This is a genomic window from Pseudomonas sp. B414, assembly GCF_055408445.1.
In genome coordinates, this window is sequence record NZ_JBUZTQ010000003.1 from 70,199 (window position 1) to 87,659 (window position 17,461).

General features: G+C 59.2%; 14 protein-coding genes. 10 read left to right on the forward strand and 4 right to left on the reverse strand.

Annotated elements, in window-relative coordinates; translation table 11 throughout:
* Positions 1–26 precede the first annotated feature (26 nt).
* The 8 genes from ACZRMH_RS03865 to ACZRMH_RS03900 all read left to right on the forward strand — a co-directional run bounded on the left by ACZRMH_RS03865 (position 27) and on the right by ACZRMH_RS03900 (position 8,951).
* Positions 27–1,784, forward strand: a complete 1,758-nt coding sequence (locus ACZRMH_RS03865) for a carbamoyltransferase family protein (protein ID WP_019825376.1) — start codon at positions 27–29, stop codon at positions 1,782–1,784.
* Positions 1,768–2,898, forward strand: coding sequence for a glycosyltransferase (locus tag ACZRMH_RS03870; RefSeq protein ID WP_464012250.1), 1,131 nt, complete (start codon positions 1,768–1,770; stop codon positions 2,896–2,898). Before ACZRMH_RS03865 ends, ACZRMH_RS03870 begins: the two co-directional genes overlap by 17 nt.
* Positions 2,898–3,794, forward strand: coding sequence for an antimicrobial resistance protein Mig-14 (locus ACZRMH_RS03875; protein WP_464012251.1), 897 nt, complete (start codon positions 2,898–2,900; stop codon positions 3,792–3,794). The genes ACZRMH_RS03870 and ACZRMH_RS03875 overlap by 1 nt, the downstream gene beginning before the upstream one ends.
* A 137-nt stretch (positions 3,795–3,931) precedes the next feature.
* The gene (locus ACZRMH_RS03880; protein ID WP_464012252.1) at positions 3,932–5,338 is read left to right on the forward strand and encodes a PIG-L deacetylase family protein; all 1,407 of its coding nucleotides are present in this window, start codon (positions 3,932–3,934) and stop codon (positions 5,336–5,338) included.
* Positions 5,339–5,401: 63 nt separating this feature from the next.
* Entirely contained in the window at positions 5,402–6,286 is an 885-nt protein-coding gene (locus ACZRMH_RS03885) for a DUF6625 family protein (protein ID WP_464012253.1), read from the forward strand.
* Positions 6,283–7,434 (forward strand): glycosyltransferase, encoded by a 1,152-nt coding sequence (locus ACZRMH_RS03890; protein ID WP_464012254.1) that lies wholly within the window; start codon positions 6,283–6,285, stop codon positions 7,432–7,434. The genes ACZRMH_RS03885 and ACZRMH_RS03890 overlap by 4 nt, the downstream gene beginning before the upstream one ends.
* The gene (locus ACZRMH_RS03895) at positions 7,431–8,315 is read left to right on the forward strand and encodes a glycosyltransferase (RefSeq protein ID WP_464012255.1); all 885 of its coding nucleotides are present in this window, start codon (positions 7,431–7,433) and stop codon (positions 8,313–8,315) included. The genes ACZRMH_RS03890 and ACZRMH_RS03895 overlap by 4 nt, the downstream gene beginning before the upstream one ends.
* Positions 8,316–8,330: 15 nt before the next feature.
* Entirely contained in the window at positions 8,331–8,951 is a 621-nt protein-coding gene (locus ACZRMH_RS03900) for a CatB-related O-acetyltransferase (RefSeq protein WP_464012256.1), read from the forward strand.
* A 46-nt stretch (positions 8,952–8,997) separates the two neighbouring features.
* Here the strand turns inward: ACZRMH_RS03900 and ACZRMH_RS03905 are convergent, their stop codons facing one another.
* A complete protein-coding gene (locus ACZRMH_RS03905) occupies positions 8,998–10,860 on the reverse strand; it encodes an O-antigen ligase family protein (RefSeq protein ID WP_464012257.1) in 1,863 nt (620 codons plus the stop codon).
* A gap of 157 nt (positions 10,861–11,017) precedes the next feature.
* On the opposite strand from ACZRMH_RS03905, the gene msbA reads away from it, so the two are divergent.
* Together msbA and hldE are read left to right on the forward strand one after the other, a co-directional pair.
* Positions 11,018–12,826, forward strand: coding sequence for a lipid A export permease/ATP-binding protein MsbA (msbA, locus tag ACZRMH_RS03910; protein WP_464012258.1), 1,809 nt, complete (start codon positions 11,018–11,020; stop codon positions 12,824–12,826).
* 136 nt (positions 12,827–12,962) lie between these two features.
* Complete coding sequence (gene hldE, locus ACZRMH_RS03915; protein WP_464012259.1) at positions 12,963–14,384, forward strand: bifunctional D-glycero-beta-D-manno-heptose-7-phosphate kinase/D-glycero-beta-D-manno-heptose 1-phosphate adenylyltransferase HldE; 1,422 nt, start codon at positions 12,963–12,965, stop codon at positions 14,382–14,384.
* Positions 14,385–14,463: 79 nt separating this feature from the next.
* Here hldE and ACZRMH_RS03920 read toward each other — a convergent pair whose 3' ends face one another.
* The 3 genes from ACZRMH_RS03920 to ACZRMH_RS03930 are packed head-to-tail and all read right to left on the reverse strand — an operon-like array spanning position 14,464 to position 17,455.
* Entirely contained in the window at positions 14,464–15,429 is a 966-nt protein-coding gene (locus ACZRMH_RS03920) for a metal ABC transporter ATPase (RefSeq protein WP_464012260.1), read from the reverse strand.
* A 41-nt stretch (positions 15,430–15,470) separates the two neighbouring features.
* Entirely contained in the window at positions 15,471–16,283 is an 813-nt protein-coding gene (locus tag ACZRMH_RS03925) for an aldo/keto reductase (protein ID WP_464012261.1), read from the reverse strand.
* Positions 16,280–17,455: an NAD(P)/FAD-dependent oxidoreductase gene (locus tag ACZRMH_RS03930; protein WP_464012262.1), complete on the reverse strand. Its 1,176-nt coding sequence runs from the start codon at positions 17,453–17,455 to the stop codon at positions 16,280–16,282. The genes ACZRMH_RS03925 and ACZRMH_RS03930 overlap by 4 nt, the downstream gene beginning before the upstream one ends.
* Positions 17,456–17,461 lie beyond the last annotated feature (6 nt).

The following is a 17,461-nucleotide window of genomic DNA, read 5'->3' on the forward strand; positions in this document are numbered from 1 at the left end:
CCTGCATTCAAAAAGAGGCCCAACCTGTGGCATTGACGATTCTTGGCCTGTCCGGCGCCCTTAGCCATGATCCCTCAGCAGCCCTCTATATCGACGGCAAGCTGGTAGCGGCGGCTGAAGAAGAGCGCTTCGTACGCGATAAGCATGCAAAGAACCGCATGCCCTACGAATCCGCAAAATTCTGCCTTGAGCAAGCGGGTATCAAGCCTTCCGACGTTGACGTAGTGGCGATCCCTTTCGCACCGATCAGCTTGTTCGGCAAGGCCCGCTGGCACTACGCCAAGCGCTACTGGTACGCCCCGGACCGCGCCCTTGACGCGATCCTGATGGGCAACCGTCGCTACAAGCGCTATCGCAACAAGATCGTGTTCTGCCTTGAGCAACTGGGCTTCGACCCGAAAAAAATCAAGATCGAACCGGTCGAGCACCACTTGGCTCACGCTTCCAGCGCTTACCACTGCTCGGGTTTCAAAGAGAAAACCGCGATCCTGGGGATCGACGGCAAGGGTGAGTACGCCACGACCTTCTTCGGTTATGGCGAAAACGGCAAGATCACCAAGATCAAGGAATTCTTCGACCCCGACTCCCTGGGCGGCCTGTACGGCGCGATCACCGAGTTCCTCGGTTTCGAGATGCTCGACGGCGAATTCAAGGTGATGGGCATGGCGCCGTACGGCGATGCCAGCAAATACGATTTCTCGCGTCTGGCCTCGTTTGAAAACGGCGAACTGGTGATCAACACCGAATACGCCAACGTGATCGGCCTGCGTCGCTACAAGGAAAAGGGCAAGGGGTTCTACTTCTCGCCAAAACTGATCGAGTGGCTGGGGCCAAAGCGCGAAGGCGATATCGCCGACGAGCCGTATATCCACTACGCGGCCAGCATGCAGGCGCTGTTTGAAAAACTGTCGCTGCAGATGATCGACTACTACCTGGGCGACATTCTCAAGGAAACCGGCAAGATGGCCTTTGCCGGTGGCTGCGCGTTGAACGTGAAGCTGAACCAGAAGATCATTGCCCGCCCTGAAGTCAAAGAATTGTTCGTACAGCCTGCGTCCGGCGATGCCGGTACTGCGGTGGGTGCCGCAGCGTATGTGTCCCACGCCCGCGGCGTGCCGGTCGAGAAGATGGAGCACGTCTACCTCGGCCCTGCGTACAGCAACGAAGACGTGATCGCGGCCTGTGCCCGTCACCCGGGCAAGCCTGCGTATCGCAAGATCGAAGGCACCCCGGAGAAAATCGCCAAAATCATGGTCGATGGCAACCCGGTGGCCTGGTTCCAGGGTCGCATGGAGTTCGGTCCGCGTGCTTTGGGCGGTCGTTCGATCATCGGTTGCCCGAGCAGCGAAGGCGTGGCTGACCGTATCAACGAACAGATCAAGTTCCGCGAGCGCTGGAGGCCTTTCTGCCCGTCGATGCTCGACACCGTTGGCCCGCAGATGATCAAGGTTGATCACCCGGCCCCTTTCATGACCTTCACCTTTGAAGTGTCGGACGAGTGGAAAACCCGCGTGCCGGAGGTTGTGCATGAAGATGGCACCTCCCGTGCCCAGGTGCTCAAGCGCGAATACAACCCGCGCTACTACGACATGATGAAGGCGCTCGAAGTGCTGACCGGTAACGGCGTGTCGCTGAACACCTCGCTCAACCGCCGTGGCGAACCGATGGTTTGCTCGCCGACTGACGCGCTGAACATGTTCTTCGGTTCCGATCTGCAGTACCTGATCATGGAAGATATTCTGGTAGTTAAAGACGGCGCCGAGACTTATGAATCGCTCGACTGAGCGTCATGTGCTGCAGTTCTGCCACGGCTATGACGGGCCGTTTCTGGACTGCGCGCGCCAGTACGCCAGCCTGTTTGCCGGTACCGGGTACAAGGTCACCACGGTCTTTCTGACCGGGGCGGCCGACCCTGAAGTCGCCGCAGGCTGTGCGTCTGATGAAGTGCTGTTTATGGAGTTCAGCTCAAAGGCCATCCGTGGCCTGAAGCTGGGTGCCATCGCGAAACTGCGCAAGATCGCCGCGTCGCGCAATTTCAGTTTTTGCATCGCCCATCGCTTCAAGCCGATTTATATCGCCTTGTTGGCCACCGGTTTACCGGTGATCGGCGTGCATCACGCGTTTGGTGATTACAAGCGGGGCAGCCGCAAGCTGTTTGCCAACCTGTTTCGCAAGCGCTTGAGCCTGCTCGGGGTTTCCGATGCCGTGCGTGATGACATGCGCCATTGCCTGCCCAAGTGGCCCACAGGTCGTATCAGCACGCTCTATAACCGTATCGATATCGATGCCGTACAAGCGGGGCAATTGTCCGGCACTCCGGCTCGTGAGGCGTTGGGGCTGTCGGTCGATGGCTTTATTGTCGGCAACGTCGGGCGTCTGCATCCGGACAAGGACCAGGCCACACTGATCCGTGGTTTTGCCAGGGCGTTGCCCGATCTGCCGGCTGACAGTCAGTTGGTGATCATGGGCAAGGGCCGTCTGGAGCAGGACCTGAAAGAGCTGGCCAATGAGCTGGGGATTGGCGAGCAGGTGCTGTTTTTGGGCCAGGTGCCCGATGCACGCCGCTACTTCCGGGCCTTTGACGTATTTGCCCTGAGTTCCGACCACGAACCGTTCGGCATGGTGCTGCTGGAGGCCATGGCCGCAGGTGTACCGTTGCTGGCCACCGCCTGTGGCGGTGCCAAGGAAGTGGTTGAAGGCGTGGGGATTCTGTTTCCGCTGGGCGATGCCGAGCATCTGGCCCAGGGCCTGCAACACTTGGCGCAACTCGATGATGAACAGCGCATGGCTTGCGCCGAACTGATGCTTGAGCGCTTGCATGAGCGATTCAGCGATCAGGCCGTGCGCAATACATTCTGGCACCTGGCGCAAGTCACCGACCTGACTGCGGGGTCCTGATGCTCAATCGATTTCAAGGCTGGCGCGAGCGCGGCTGGAGCGTTGTGGATTGCGACACTTATGCCGATGCCTGGCAGCGTTTTGGTGGCAGTGTTGCCACCCATCCACTGGTGGTCGAGCGTCTGGCACAGCTGGCGGGCATCCCGGTGCGTTATCTGGCCTGGGAGCAGGGCGGGGAGCTGAAAGCGGCGATTCCGACCTGGGGGCGCGATTTGGCCCTGTCCAAGGACGTGCTCAAGCGTCATGGCAAAAAAGGCCTGTTCGATCTGGGCAATGCCGAGCTGATCCTGCCTGCGGCGGCGGATGCGGCGGTGCCTTTGCGTCATCGCGGGCGTTATCTGTCGCAACTCAACGAAGGCCGCTTCAGCACCCTCAAGCCCCAGGCCGAGCAGTTGGCCATGGCTCGTACGCCGGAAGAGCTGTCGAAAAAATTCCGCTACAACCAGCGCCGCGAGCTGCGTTTGCTGGAAGAGGCGGGCGGTGTGGTGCGCCCGGTGTCGGAGTTCAGCAGCGTCGAGCTTGCGAGCATCTATTGCGATCTGTTTTTACGCCGCTGGGGCTTTGTCGCCACCGGTGCTGAACGGATGTCCGAAGTGATCGAGCTGTTGCGCGAGCTGCTGATTGGCTCGGTAATCTTCCTTAACAATGCACCGATTGCCATTCAGCTGGTGTATCGAGTTGAATCGCCTGGTTGGATCAGCGTCGAATACGTCAATGGTGGCGTCGACCCTGAAACCCGTGAATTCAGCCCCGGCAGTGTGTTGAGCTTTCTCAATACGCAATCGGCGTGGGAGCAGGCCCGCAGCGTCAACAAACCTCTGCGCTTCTCGTTCGGCCGCGCCGACCGCGAGTACAAGGAGCGCTGGTGCAACCCGGTGCCGGTGTTCCGGGTCTGAAACACAAATCTTGTGGGAGCGGGCTTGCTCGCGATGCAGGCGACGCGGTTTACCTTTTGGACCGTGTTGATGTTATTGCGAGCAAGCCCGCTCCCACAGGGGTGATCAAGCACAAGAGCCAAATCATGAGCCAGCCCATGAGTCGCAAACAACAGCTCCTCAAGCGTCATCGGCGCAACAAACGCATCAGCCTGCTGATCGGCCTGCTGGTGTTGATCGCCAGTGGCGTACTGCTGGCCTGGTGGTTGCCACCGGTGTTGGCGGTACTGGGCTGGGTGGCCCATGAAGCCTGGTTTGCCGACCATCTGTTCTATTCACCCAAAGACGATTATCAGTACAACTTCCCGGCGGACAGCCTGCGTCCGGCGGCACGCCTCGAGGGCGAAAAACTGATTGTGGATCAGCCGCCAAGCCTGGCTGGCGATGAAACCCTGATTCTGGCGATCAAGGTGAAAAGTGGCTGGCTGGGGCGTTTTGTTGACCCCTATGTGCAACTGACGGGCGGCGAATCGAGCGACCGGCAAAACTTCGAGCGCGGTGTCAACGGCCTGCGCTATCTGAACCTGAGCGGCTGCGGCCCGGCTCTGGTGGCGGGTGCACTGCGTGTGCGCGGGCGTTTTTGCCGTGTCATGGGGCAGCCGCAGCTGTGGGTTTTCCAGCAGCCCGACTATCGCCAGCAGCGTGTGATGGTCATTGCCCCTCACGCGGATGATGCCGAACTGGCTGCTTTCGGGCTCTACAGCCAGGCCAAAGAGGCCTGGATCGTGACCCTGACCGCAGGCGAGATCGAAGCTGAGCATTATCGGCAGATGGGCCTTGACCGCGCCGAAGCGGCCCGGCTCAAGGGCCGTTTGCGCGCCTGGGACAGCATGGCCGTGCCGCGCTGGGCCGGTGTGCCTGAAACCCACTGTGCACAGTTGGGCTACTTCTGCCTGCAATTGCCTGCCATGCGAGCCGCGCCCGATCAACCGATGGCTTCGCGCGAGGCCGAGTTGAGCGATATCCGCCTGTTTCGCCAATTCAATCCGTTTACGCTGCCCGGTGATCTGGATGGCGCACCGACCTGGCATAATCTGCTGGCCGATCTGCGTGCACTGATTCTGCGCGCGCGCCCTGAAGTGATCGTACTTCCGCACCCTTCGATAGACCCGCACCCGGATCATATCTGTGCCCATGCGGCCGTGATTGAAGCCCTCGAAGGTCTGGAGTGGCAACCGACCACAGTGCTTGGCTACGCCAACCACCTGCATGACAACGACCGCTGGCCAATGGGCAACAGCGGCGATGGCATTGCCTTGCCGCCAGTGTTCGATGCTTCGCTCAGCCTGCGCCCCTGCAGCCTGCCGTTGACCCTTGAGCAGCAGCGGGACAAGGCCATGGCGCTGGGCATGATGCATGACCTGCAACCCCGGGCTGCACTCAAGCGGCGGGTGCGCCGTTCGATACAGCAGCTCCTTGCAGGCAGAAAGCCATCACCTTATGGTGAGAACGAGTTTTTCCGCAAAGCGGTCAGGCGTCATGAGTTGCTCTGGCAACTCAAATAATAAAAAGACAGCAAGCAGGGCCATAGCATTGGCCCTAATCTCGACCTTTACATTGAGTTCCCTGTGATAAATCCATCACCCAGTATTTTATTTATTATCCCGTACTTCGGCCAATGGCCGTTCTGGATGCCGTTTTTTTTGGAAAGCTGTCGGCACAACCCTGATATTGACTGGCAGTTTTTCAGTGACTGTGGGGTGCCTGAAAACCTGCCCGCCAACGTGACAGTCCAGACCATCAGCTTTGCTGATTATTGCAGCAAGGTCTCGCAGCGCCTGCAGATCAATTTCGCTCCAAAAAATGCCTACAAGCTGTGCGATATCAAACCGGCGCTGGGTTATATCCATGAAGACTGTCTGCAAGGTTATGACTTCTGGGCCTTTGGCGATATCGACCTGATATACGGCGATTTGCGTAGTTATTTCACAGCTGAACGTCTTGCCAGGTTTGACCTGTTTTCGACCCATGAGCGACGAGTTGCGGGGCATCTGTGTCTGATGCGCAACACGCGCTGCAAGCGCGAACTGTTTATGAAGATAGAGAACTGGCAACAGCGTTTTACCGACGATCAGCATCATGCGCTGGACGAAGGCGCTTTCAGCCGGATCTTCCTCTGGCGCAAGAACTTGCCCAAACCGCTGTTCGATTTGGTAGGCAAACTCAACCCGCTACGCCGTACCAGCGAGTTCACTGAGGCATTCAGCACGCCGGGCGGCTGTATAAAGTGGCATGACGGCACTGATAACTTCCCCGGCAAGTGGTTCTGGAATAATGGCATATTGAAGAATGATCGTGACGGCGAGCAAACCTTTCCTTACTTTCATTTCGTGTGCTGGAAGCGTAATGAGTGGGCGAAATTACCCACTCCTGATCCAGTTGCAATCCAGCGTTTGGCCGCAGAGCCTGCCTGGGTTATTGATGCCACCGGGTTTCACCGGGGAGAGTTATGAAGCGTTCCAAGGTTTTGCAATTACAGCCCGATTACAACGTTAAATCCCATGACTTTGCCGATCTCGCCGAGCAGATCGTGCGGGCGCTGCCCAGTGAGCGTTACGAAGTGACCGCGGCTTTTCTGCGCGGTCGCCCGGGCCCGGGTGAGCCGGTGAGCAAGGCCGATCATTCGGTGTATTTCGAGTTCAGCGACAAGTCGCTCAAGGGCATGCGCCTGCGGGCCATGTGGGCGCTGTACAAGTTCTGCCGTAAAGAGCAGTTCGATGTAGTGATCTGCAACCGCTTCAAGCCGGTAAACATGATGCTGCAACTCAACCGCTGGTTGAAAATCCCTCTGTGTGTGGGGATTTCCCATGGCTTTGGCGAGTACGACCGTTTTTATCGGCGCAGCCAGGCCAAGCGTCTGATCGACAAGGCCTGGCGTTTTGTCGGCGTGTCACCTGCGGTCAAGCAGTACCTGCTGGACTGCAAGTGCGGTTTCACCGAGCAAAACACCTACGCGATCACCAATGCCATCGACATCGAGCAGGCCGAAGCCCTGCAGCTGCCGCGCCAGCAAGCGCGGCAAAAGCTCGGGCTGGATCAGGATGCGCGGATGATCGGTGCCCTGGGGCGTCTGGTACCAATCAAGGGCCATCGCTTTTTGCTGCAAGCCTTCGCGGCTCTGAAAGACAAATACCCGACAGCACAATTGGCAATCATTGGTGCCGGGCGTGAAGAGTCGCGCTTGCGCGAGCAGATCGAACAGTTGGGCCTCAATGGCCGTGCGCACCTGCTGGGTTTCCAGGAGAACGCCCTGCAATACGTGCGTGCATTCGATATCTGGACCATGCCTTCACTGGCCGAAGGCCTTGGGCTGGCATTGCTTGAAGGCATGAGCGGGCATTTGCCGGTAATCGCCACCAATGTACCGGCCATGCTGCCGCTGATCGAGGGGGCTGGTGGTCTGGCCGTCAAACCCAGCGATGTGGCAACCCTGACCGCTGCGCTGGATGAATACCTGGCCCTGTCGGATGAAGCCCTGCAGGCCAAGGGCGAACAGGCCTATCGCTATTTGCAGGAGCACCACGATATTGAGGTGTTCCGTCAGCAGTATCTGGATTTGATTGACTCTGGCCTCAGCCAGGCACGCAAGGAACACCCATGACAGACGTACAACCCCTGGTAACGGTGATCATTGCCTCGTATAACCACGGCCCTTACATCGAGCAGAGCATCCAGAGTGTTCTGGATCAGACCTATCCCAACATTGAATTGCTGGTGATCGATGATGGCTCGCCCGATGACAGTGTTGAGCGCATCCAGCGTTTGCAGGCCGTACATGGTTTCGACTTTCGGGTGCAGCAGAATCAGGGGCTGACCAACACCCTGAACGGCGCCATCGCCCGAGCCAAGGGCAGCCTGATTGTGCCGTTCGGCTCCGATGACATCATGATGCCGGACCGCATTGCGGTTCAGGTCGCTTACATGGATGGCAAGCCGGAAGTGGGCATTTGCGCGGGCAATATCGAGCTGATCGATGCTGACGGCAATCTGTTCCCGGAGAAGCGCCAGCGCCGTGACGTGCCGTTCCGGCGTCTGGATTTCGACGACATGTTCCTTGAGCGCAAGCCGTATCCGCCTGCGCCAACCCTGATGATCCGCCGCGAAGCGCTGGACAAGGTGGGCGGCTTTGACCCGAGCATTCGCCTGGAAGACTTGTATATCGAGCTGAAGATTACTCACGCCGGGTACTTTATCGACGGCCTGAACGTGGTGATGGCGCGCTATCGCAAGCACGCCACCAACTCCTACAAGAATCATCGCTTCATGATCGACAGCATTCTGCGTATCTATGCGCAGTTCAGCGATCACCCCTTGTATGACGAGGTGCGCTACAAGTTCCTCAACTCCATGTTTCTGAAAACCTCCAACCGCAATCGCGCCCTGGCCCGTGAGCTGTTGGCGCAGATTCCTTTCAAACAGTGGACGGGCAAAACCTGGCGTGGCCTGGGGCGTCTGTACTTTTCGCCGCTGGAAAAAGACTGAGGCGAGGGGCTGCTCATGGGCTGGATTGAACGTTTTCGGGAGAAGCGCGCCAAGCGCGCGATCCGCAAGTTGCCGAAAATCGAGCGGGGAGTGGCCCGTTTCAAACAGTGCTATCCCGAATATGAAATAGGGCGGGGCAGTTATGGCCTGCCCAAGGTGCATGACTGGAAAGAAGGCTCAACCCTTCGCATCGGTGCTTTTTGCTCGATTGCCGAGGGTGTGAATATCTTTTTGGGCGGGCACCATCGGGCTGACTGGGTGACGACTTATCCATTCCCGGCCATGCTCAAAGCTGCGCAGCACATCACCGATTACAACGGCACTCGTGGCGATGTGGTGGTGGGCAGCGATGTGTGGTTGTGCTCCAACAGCACGGTGCTTTCGGGTGTCACCATCGGCCACGGCGCAATTGTCGCGGCGGGTGCGCTGGTGACCCGTGATGTTGAACCTTATGCGGTGGTGGGAGGCAATCCGGCGAAGTTCCTGCGCTGGAGATTCCCTGAGGAGCAGCGTCAGGCCCTGTTGCAAGCGGCCTGGTGGGAGTGGCCGGAGGCTGAAATCGAACAGGCGGTCACCCAGTTGTGCAGTGACAATATCGAAGGATTTCTGGCATACGCCGCCAGGCGCAAAGCCTGATCCGGCGTATTGCAGGGAGCACCGACTGGTGCTCCCTGCAATCATGTCAGGTCGCAGCGTGTGCCGTGCCCAACTGTCTGATCTGCTGGCTCAGGCTGCTGACGGCCTGTGGGTCAGCCAAGGTGGCGTAGCCGTCGAGCAACGCTTGTAGCTGCTCATCGAACAGCCAGCGACGATCTTCGGGGTAACGCTGCATATGGCGCAGATTGCGCTGACGCAAGGCGACCCTGAGCGATGAAGGGTAAAGGTGCATGTCGGCGATATCGATCAGGGCGAATTCGCCGTCGTCCATCAGCAAAACATTGCCCAGATGCAGGGAGCGGAAGTAAACGCCCTTGTCATGTAGCACTGCCAAGAACTTGCCGAAACGCTCCACCAATGCCTGGCGCATGGCGGGCGAACCCATCGACTGCATGACCTGACGCAGGGTCTGGCCCGGCAGCGGCTGATACAGCACGGCGGTGCTGCCGTCAGTCAGTTGATACAGGTCGAGGATCTTGGGTGCGGGAATACCCATTGCCTGCAAACGCTCACTGTTGACCGCAAAGCGTTCCGAGTAAGGGTTGAAACTGCCGGAGGTATAACAGCGGCGCGCGCGAAACAGCTTGAGGAAGTTGCCGTTATCCAGGCGCAGGACTTTTGGCCCCAGACCATCTTCTTCAATGATCTGCGCATTCGCCAACAGGGTGCCGTAAGCCGCCTTGGAGAGATTGCGCACAGGTCTGTTGCGCAGTCTCTTGAGGCGCTGGTTGATGCTCAGTGCAGCAATCAGGGCCAGAGGAATCCACAGCAGGTACCAGTGTTCCTTGGGCCTTGGCAGTATGCCGCCACCTTCGGTCAAACCGGCGCCAATGCCGTACACCAGCCAGGCGGAAGCCAGGATGAACAGCGGCTGCACGCGATGGCGCCAGCTGCTGTACAAGGCCCAGACCTGCATGAACAGCCAAGGCGTGAAGCCCAGAATGCCGGTGTAATACAACACGCCCAGGGCGAAGTTGTGAGGCTCGCTCAGCAAGAAGCCCGCTCCTGGGTCCAGGCTCAGGGTCGATTCGTAGCCATGCCCGATCCAGGGCATCAGCTTGATTTGCTCCAGCATCAACTGCCACAGCTCAAAACGGAACGAGCTGCCACGGCTCATGATCATTTCGGAGAACAGTGCCATCACCAGGATGCCGCCTGCGACCAGCATGCTCATCAGTGCGAGTGAGCGTCGGTTCCAGCAGACTAGGCTCAGCCAGATCATGGCCATGACTACGGCCACTAGCGGGGTTCTGGAGCCGGTTGCCAGTAGCGCAGCGAACATGATGGTAAAGGCAGGTACTGCGATAAGCAGGGTGTACGGGCGTTTGCAGGTCATGCTCAGCGTGAGCCAATAAATGCAAAAGAAGCCAAACGCGTGGGAGCTGAGCAGTGGGTTGTCGAATGCACCAGCGCCGATCATTCGGTCTTCCGGGGCGTAATGGCTGATGAACATGTACAGGTTATAAAGGGTAGCGATCAGGGCAATGATTGCAGCAGCAAAGAACACCGGCTGCAGGCTTTCACTGCGATATTTGGTCAGCAGCGTGCAGCCCCAAAACAGCATCAGCAAGTGCAGGGCCGGTTTGAGCGAGCCCATGACGTCTTCTTCGCCGTTGGTCCAGATCAAGGTGACCATCGCCCACGCGGCAAACAACATAAAGCCCAGGATGAGCGGTTCGCGCAACATGTCCTTCAGCTCTTTGGGCCGCAAGATGATCGCGATCAGGGTCGGAATGCTGAATAGCCCGTAATACAGTTTGTGATGCAGACTTCGTCCAGGCAGAAAATAAAGGTCGGATAAAAGTAATAAAAGGCCGACAGGCAGCAGCCATAGGCAAATGAAATCAAATACCCGTTGTTTTGAATAATTTAAGTAGCTCAATTGCATGCTGAAAGGTTCGTTCCAGATTTTGGACGGCCATACTAGCGTACTGGCCCTGTAGTGTCGTTTTTACTGCCCCGGGAGGCCGTGCTACAAGCGGCAGTCAGTACACCAGAGAAGCTGTGATAAAGTCAGCTTCCTTTTTTACTAACCGCCGCGTGATATGACCGAATCCAGCCCCAGCACAAGCGAATCGAGCTTGAAGATATATCTGCGCCTGCTCAGCTATGTCCGGCCTTATGTCGGCCTTTTCCTGCTGAGCATCGTCGGGTTTCTTATTTTCGCTTCGACCCAGCCAATGCTTGGTTACATCCTCAAGTATTTCGTCGATGGCCTGTCCAATCCGGACGCAGTGCTGTTTCCTTCTGTACCTTATTTGCGTGATCTGCGCCTGTTGCAGGTTGTACCGATCCTGATTGTCCTGATTGCGGCCTGGCAGGGCCTGGGCTCTTTCCTGGGCAACTACTTCCTGGCCAAGGTGTCCCTGGGCCTGGTTCACGACCTGCGGGTGCAGTTGTTCAACAACCTGCTGGTGTTGCCCAATCGCTACTTTGACAAGCACAACTCGGGCCATCTGATCTCCCGTATCACCTTCAACGTGACCATGGTCACCGGTGCTGCCACCGATGCAATCAAGGTGGTGATCCGTGAAGGCATGACGGTGGTGTTCCTGTTTGGCTCGTTGCTGTGGATGAACTGGCGCCTGACCCTGGTGATGGTCGCGATCCTGCCGCTGATCGCGGTAATGGTGAGCACGGCCAGCAAAAAATTCCGCAAGCAAAGCAAGAAAATCCAGGTGGCAATGGGCGACGTGACCCACGTAGCCTCGGAAACCATCCAGGGCTATCGCGTTGTGCGCAGTTTTGGCGGTGAGGCTTACGAGCGCAAGCGCTTCCTGCAGGCCAGCCAGAGCAACACCGACAAACAACTGCGCATGACCCGCACCGGGGCGATCTACACCCCGATGCTGCAACTGGTCATCTACGTGGCCATGGGCGTCCTGATGTTCCTGGTGCTCTACCTGCGCGGTGATGCGTCGCCGGGTGACATGATTGCTTACATTACTCTGGCCGGCTTGCTGCCCAAACCGATCCGCCAACTGTCGGAGGTCAGCTCGACGATCCAGAAAGGTGTGGCGGGTGCTGAAAGCATCTTCGAACAGCTGGACGAGAAGCCTGAAGTCGATACAGGTACCGTTGAGCGCGACCACGTCAGCGGTCGCCTTGAGGTGCGCAATCTCAACTTCACTTACCCGGACACAGACCGTCAGGTGCTCAAGGACGTGACCTTCACGGCAGAGCCCGGGCAAATGGTGGCACTGGTGGGGCGCTCCGGTAGCGGCAAGTCGACACTGGCGAACCTGATTCCGCGCTTCTATCACCATAGCTCGGGCGAGATCCTGCTCGATGGCGTGGATATCGAGGATTACCGCCTGCTTAACCTGCGTCGGCATATCGCTCAGGTGACCCAGCATGTGACTCTGTTCAGTGACACCGTGGCCAATAACATTGCCTACGGCGACCTGGCCGGTGCTCCCCGTGCCGATATCGAAAAAGCCGCACGTGATGCCTACGCGATGGACTTTATCGAGCAATTGCCCCAAGGCCTGGACACTCAGGTTGGCGAGAACGGCGTGTTGCTTTCCGGCGGTCAGCGCCAGCGTCTGGCAATTGCCCGGGCGTTGCTCAAGAACGCGCCGTTGCTGATTCTCGATGAGGCCACCTCGGCGCTGGATACCGAGTCCGAGCGCCATATTCAGGCAGCCCTCGACCACGTCATGAAAGGTCGCACCACGCTGGTGATCGCGCACCGTCTGACCACCATCGAGAAGGCTGATCTGATCCTGGTGATGGATCAGGGCCAGATTGTCGAGCGTGGCACCCATGCCGAGCTGATGGCGCATAACGGCTACTACGCACGTCTGCACTCGATGGGGCTCGATGCTCCAGAGACCTCCGGCGATATTGCCTGAGGACTATGATTGAACCTGCAGGGGGCTGTTGATCCGGTCCCCTCAGGCCTTCCTTGCGATGTTTGATGCCGTGAACTGACGTGCGTTCACCCTGTGTTAATATCGCGCCCCTGTTCATTTTGTATGTGGGTTCTCCATGAAGTTGTCCATGCCGCGATTCGATCAAGCCCCTGTCTTGGTGGTAGGCGATGTCATGCTCGACCGTTACTGGCATGGCGGGACCTCACGGATTTCCCCTGAGGCGCCGGTGCCGGTGGTCAAGGTCGAGCAAATCGAAGACCGCCCGGGCGGCGCAGCCAACGTTGCGCTCAACATTGCTGCGCTTGGCGCGCCTGCTTCATTGGTGGGCGTGACCGGCGACGACGAAGCTGCCGACAGCCTGGCCAACCGGCTTGAAGGCGCGGGTGTTCGTGCTTTGTTCCAGCGCATTGCGCATCAGCCGACTATCGTCAAACTGCGGGTCATGAGCCGCCACCAGCAACTGCTGCGTATCGACTTTGAAGAACCGTTCGCCACCGACGCCCTGGCGTTGGGTGCTGAAGTTGAAAACCTGCTGGAAGGCATCAAGGTGCTGGTGCTGTCCGACTACGGTAAAGGTGCCCTGAAAAACCATCAGGTGCTGATCCAGGCCGCCCGTGCCAAAGGCATTCCGGTGCTGGCTGATCCCAAGGGCAAGGATTTCTCGATCTACCGTGGCGCCAGTTTGATCACGCCTAATCTGAGCGAGTTCGAAACCATCGTCGGTGGGTGTACGGACGAGGCTGATCTAGTGGCCAAAGGCGCCAAGCTGATGGCCGATCTGGACCTGGGTGCCTTGCTGGTGACCCGTGGCGAGCATGGCATGACCCTGTTGCGCCCTGGTTTCGCTGCCATGCACCTGCCGGCCCGTGCCCGTGAAGTGTTTGACGTGACCGGCGCTGGCGATACCGTTATTTCGACCCTGGCCGCAGCCATTGCGGCCGGTGAAGAGCTGCCTCACGCCGTGGCGCTGGCCAATCTGGCGGCCGGTATTGTGGTCGGCAAGCTGGGTACTGCGGCCATCAGTGCGCCGGAACTGCGCCGGGCGATCCAGCGTTCGGAAGGTTCGGAGCGTGGCGTGCTGAGCCTCGATCAGCTGTTGCTGGCTATCGAGGATGCGCGGGCACACAACGAGAAAATCGTCTTCACCAATGGCTGCTTCGATATCCTGCATGCCGGGCATGTGACCTATCTGGAGCAGGCGCGGGCCCAGGGTGATCGTTTGATCGTTGCGGTCAACGATGATGCTTCGGTAAGCCGTCTCAAAGGCCCTGGGCGCCCGATCAACAGTGTTGACCGGCGCATGGCAGTATTGGCCGGCCTGGGCGCTGTGGACTGGGTGATCAGCTTTCCTGAGGGCACTCCGGAAAACCTGTTGGCTCAGGTCAAGCCGGATGTGCTGGTCAAGGGTGGCGATTACGGGATCGATCAGGTGGTCGGTGCCGATATCGTCGCTGCCTATGGTGGTACGGTGAAAGTGCTGGGGCTGGTTGAAAACAGCTCGACCACGGCAATTGTCGAGAAAATCCGCGGTCAGTAACAGATCGTACAAAACCTGTGGGAGCTGGCTTGCCTGCGATGATGTTACTTGCATCGCAGGCAAGCCAGCTCCCACAAGGTTATTTAGTGGCCCGTTCTGTCACCACTTTCCTGAAGATCTGCCGCGCCTTGCCGGTCAGGCGCTTGAGCCTTGACTCTGGCTTGTGTGGCTCCAGACCTTGCTGCCTGAGCCAATCCTTCCAGCGAATTCGCTCGTCATGCACCACCCAGCCGTCCTGCGGGGCAAAACTCTCGGCCAGGCGCACGCCACGAGTGCTGGCAGGCTGCAGACGGTCCTTGTTCAGGGTGTACAGCTCGGCACAGGGCTGGCCGTCGGTCAGCGGAATCAGGTACAAGTCCGGGCGCTTGCGATCAAGGCGGGCCACCAGTTGATCGCCCTCCAGCCGTTCGTCGACGTGAAACAGGCTCAGGGACCTGGCTTCCTTGGGCACTTCCAGGCGCAGGTCGTAAATAAGTTGCAGCGATGCCGTGGGCAAGTGCACGTAGGTTCGTGGCCTTTCCAGCAAGGGCTGGCTGCCGCAGCTTACGGGCCTGGTCGCACCGGACAGGGGCGTCAGGCGAAAAGGCATGGCTTCGCGGTAATGCAGCGCGCCAGCGTAGGGTGCTGGTAACCACGTTTCATTGAACCGCCCGCTGAGCCAGCCTTCCGGGGTTTCCAGCAAGCACTCCTCGGCTATCTCCTGGACGGCGGTATGCAGTGGCAGGTTGACCTCATGGGCCGGTACATAGCCGGAAATCAGCTTGAGCACCACATCGCCCCGGTCCTGCCTGCGCTGGCGCACCAGCACCCAGTAATCACGACCTTGCCAGTGCAGGGTCAGGCGCACCGATACGCCAAGGTTGGCCAGTTCCAGCGAAAAACGCTCATTATCGGCAACCTTGACCGGTCGGCGTTTTTGCAGGGTCTGGGTGAAATTCAGCGGCATGCCGATGCTTTGATAGCTCAAGCCTTCAGGCGTGGCCTCGACAAACAACGGCAGGGTCTTGAAGTCGCTGGGGTTCTTGCGGATCAGCATGCGCGGCATGTCGGCTCCTCCTTGCGTCGGGGTCGGCCGCATCGGCGGCTTCAGGTTTTACGCAGAACCTGCGCAACAGTCGCCACGTTATGGGCCAAGTGCAGCGGATTGATGGTACCGACAATAGCACTGGCTACCCCGTGATGGCCAAACACCAGCTCGAAGCTGGCGCGCACCGGATCAACCCCCGGGCTCAGGCAAACATGGCCGCTGGCCAGGGCCTTTTTAACCAGAATGGCCTTGCCGTGTGCCGCGGCATAATCGATGACCGGCCGCTCGGCCTGCTCATTGAGGTTGTAGGTGACCATGGCGCAATCGCCGGTTTCCAGGGCTTTGAGCCCGCCCTCAACGGTTTTGCCCGACAGGCCAAAACCGCGGATCTTGCCTTCGCGTTTCAGCTCGGCCAGCGTCTCGTAGACCTCGCACTCGTTGAGAATCGCCAGGTCATTGCCGTCAGAATGCACCAGCACCAGATCGATAAAATCCGTTTCCAGACGTTTCAGGCTGCGTTCCACCGAGAGCCGGGTATGGGCGGCACTGAAGTCATGGCTTGACTGGCCATTGACGAACTCTTCGCCCACTTTGCTGACGATTACCCAGTCCTGACGCTGGCCGCGTAGCAGCGGGCCAAGGCGTTCTTCACTGCGTCCGTAAGCGGGGGCGGTATCGATCAGGTTGATACCCAAGTCGCGGCTGAGCTTGAGCAGCATCCGCGTTTCATCGTCATCCGGGATCTGAAAGCCGCTGGGGTACTTGACCCCCTGGTCGCGGCCCAATTTGACGGTGCCCAGCCCCAGTGGTGAAACCAGCAGGCCGGTACTGCCCAGCGGGCGATGCAGGTCGTGCAGGGTTGGCTGGCTCATGGCAACAGTTGCTCCCAGGCGGTTTTACCCAGCGGCGGACGCGGCAGCGCGGGCAGGGCCGGAACATTGCCCGGCTTGATACCGTCGTGCTCCAGCGCTTGCAGCACGCGGTCCGAGAAGTCCGGCGCCAGTGCCAGCTTGGTTGGCCAGCCCACCAGCAGGCGGCCCTGATCGGCAAGGAAGGCGTTGTCCGGGCGCACCAGCCCCGACTGCGCAGGCTCGGCACGGTTGACCCGCAAGGTGGCCCATTGCGCCTGGCTCAGATCGACCCACGGGAGCAAGTTGCTCAATTCTTTTTTGGCGACGGCGATTTGCTCGGCAGGTTCGCGGGCAACGCCATCGGCTTCGGCGATATCACCGCCCAGGTACCATACCCACTCACCATTGGCGGCCGGGTGGGTGGTCACGGTAATGCGCGGCTTGGGGCCACCGCCCAGGCAGTGGGCGTACAGCGGCTTGAGGCTTGGGCCCTTGACCAGCACCATATGCAGCGGCCGCAGTTGCTGGGCCGGGACGCTGATACCGGCGCTGGCCAGCAGTTCGGCATTGCCGGCACCGGCGCTGAACACGATGCGCTGGGCGTGAATATCGCGTCCGTCGACCCGCAGGCCGATCAATTCGTTGTTTTCCAGCAGGGGTTCGATGGTTTGCCCGGCCAGCAGGCCATCGCCCGCCAACTCGGCCAGGCGTTCGATCAGGCTCGGCACATCGACCACCAGTTCGGCCAGGCGATAGACCTTGCCCTTGAAGCGCGGGTCTTGCAGGGCAGGAGGTAGCTGGTCGCCCTTGACCTGATCAACCCGGCCGCGCACGGCCTTGCTGGCAAAAAAGCTGGTGAGGTTGCCCGCCAGTGTGCCGGGCGACCACAGGTAATGGGCTTCGGAGAGCAGGCGTACGCCGCTCAGATCCAGCTCGCCGTCACCGGCCAGGGCTTCGCGCCAGCGCCGGGGCATATCGGCAATGGCTTCCGAGGCACCGGTCAGCGCACCGTGCAGTGCGTATTTGGCGCCGCCGTGAATGATCCCCTGAGATTTCACACTTTGACCGCCACCCAGGCTTTCGCGCTCGACCACGATCGTGGAAAAACCCTGGCGACGCAGGCGGGCATTGAGCCAGAGGCCGGCAACACCAGCGCCGACAATCAGCACGTCGGTGGAAATAACAGATGGCATGGGCGA

Bases quoted from the DNA above. Each gene is read 5' to 3' on its own strand.
- ACZRMH_RS03870 (WP_464012250.1), top strand. From the start codon at position 1,768: ATGAATCGCTCGACTGAGCGTCATGTGCTGCAGTTCTGCCACGGCTAT.
- ACZRMH_RS03875 (WP_464012251.1), top strand. From the start codon at position 2,898: ATGCTCAATCGATTTCAAGGCTGGCGCGAGCGCGGCTGGAGCGTTGTG.
- ACZRMH_RS03880 (WP_464012252.1), top strand. From the start codon at position 3,932: ATGAGTCGCAAACAACAGCTCCTCAAGCGTCATCGGCGCAACAAACGC.
- ACZRMH_RS03890 (WP_464012254.1), top strand. From the start codon at position 6,283: ATGAAGCGTTCCAAGGTTTTGCAATTACAGCCCGATTACAACGTTAAA.
- ACZRMH_RS03895 (WP_464012255.1), top strand. From the start codon at position 7,431: ATGACAGACGTACAACCCCTGGTAACGGTGATCATTGCCTCGTATAAC.
- ACZRMH_RS03900 (WP_464012256.1), top strand. From the start codon at position 8,331: ATGGGCTGGATTGAACGTTTTCGGGAGAAGCGCGCCAAGCGCGCGATC.
- ACZRMH_RS03905 (WP_464012257.1), bottom strand. From the start codon at position 10,860: ATGCAATTGAGCTACTTAAATTATTCAAAACAACGGGTATTTGATTTC.
- msbA (WP_464012258.1), top strand. From the start codon at position 11,018: ATGACCGAATCCAGCCCCAGCACAAGCGAATCGAGCTTGAAGATATAT.
- hldE (WP_464012259.1), top strand. From the start codon at position 12,963: ATGAAGTTGTCCATGCCGCGATTCGATCAAGCCCCTGTCTTGGTGGTA.
- ACZRMH_RS03920 (WP_464012260.1), bottom strand. From the start codon at position 15,429: ATGCCGCGCATGCTGATCCGCAAGAACCCCAGCGACTTCAAGACCCTG.
- ACZRMH_RS03925 (WP_464012261.1), bottom strand. From the start codon at position 16,283: ATGAGCCAGCCAACCCTGCACGACCTGCATCGCCCGCTGGGCAGTACC.
- ACZRMH_RS03930 (WP_464012262.1), bottom strand. From the start codon at position 17,455: ATGCCATCTGTTATTTCCACCGACGTGCTGATTGTCGGCGCTGGTGTT.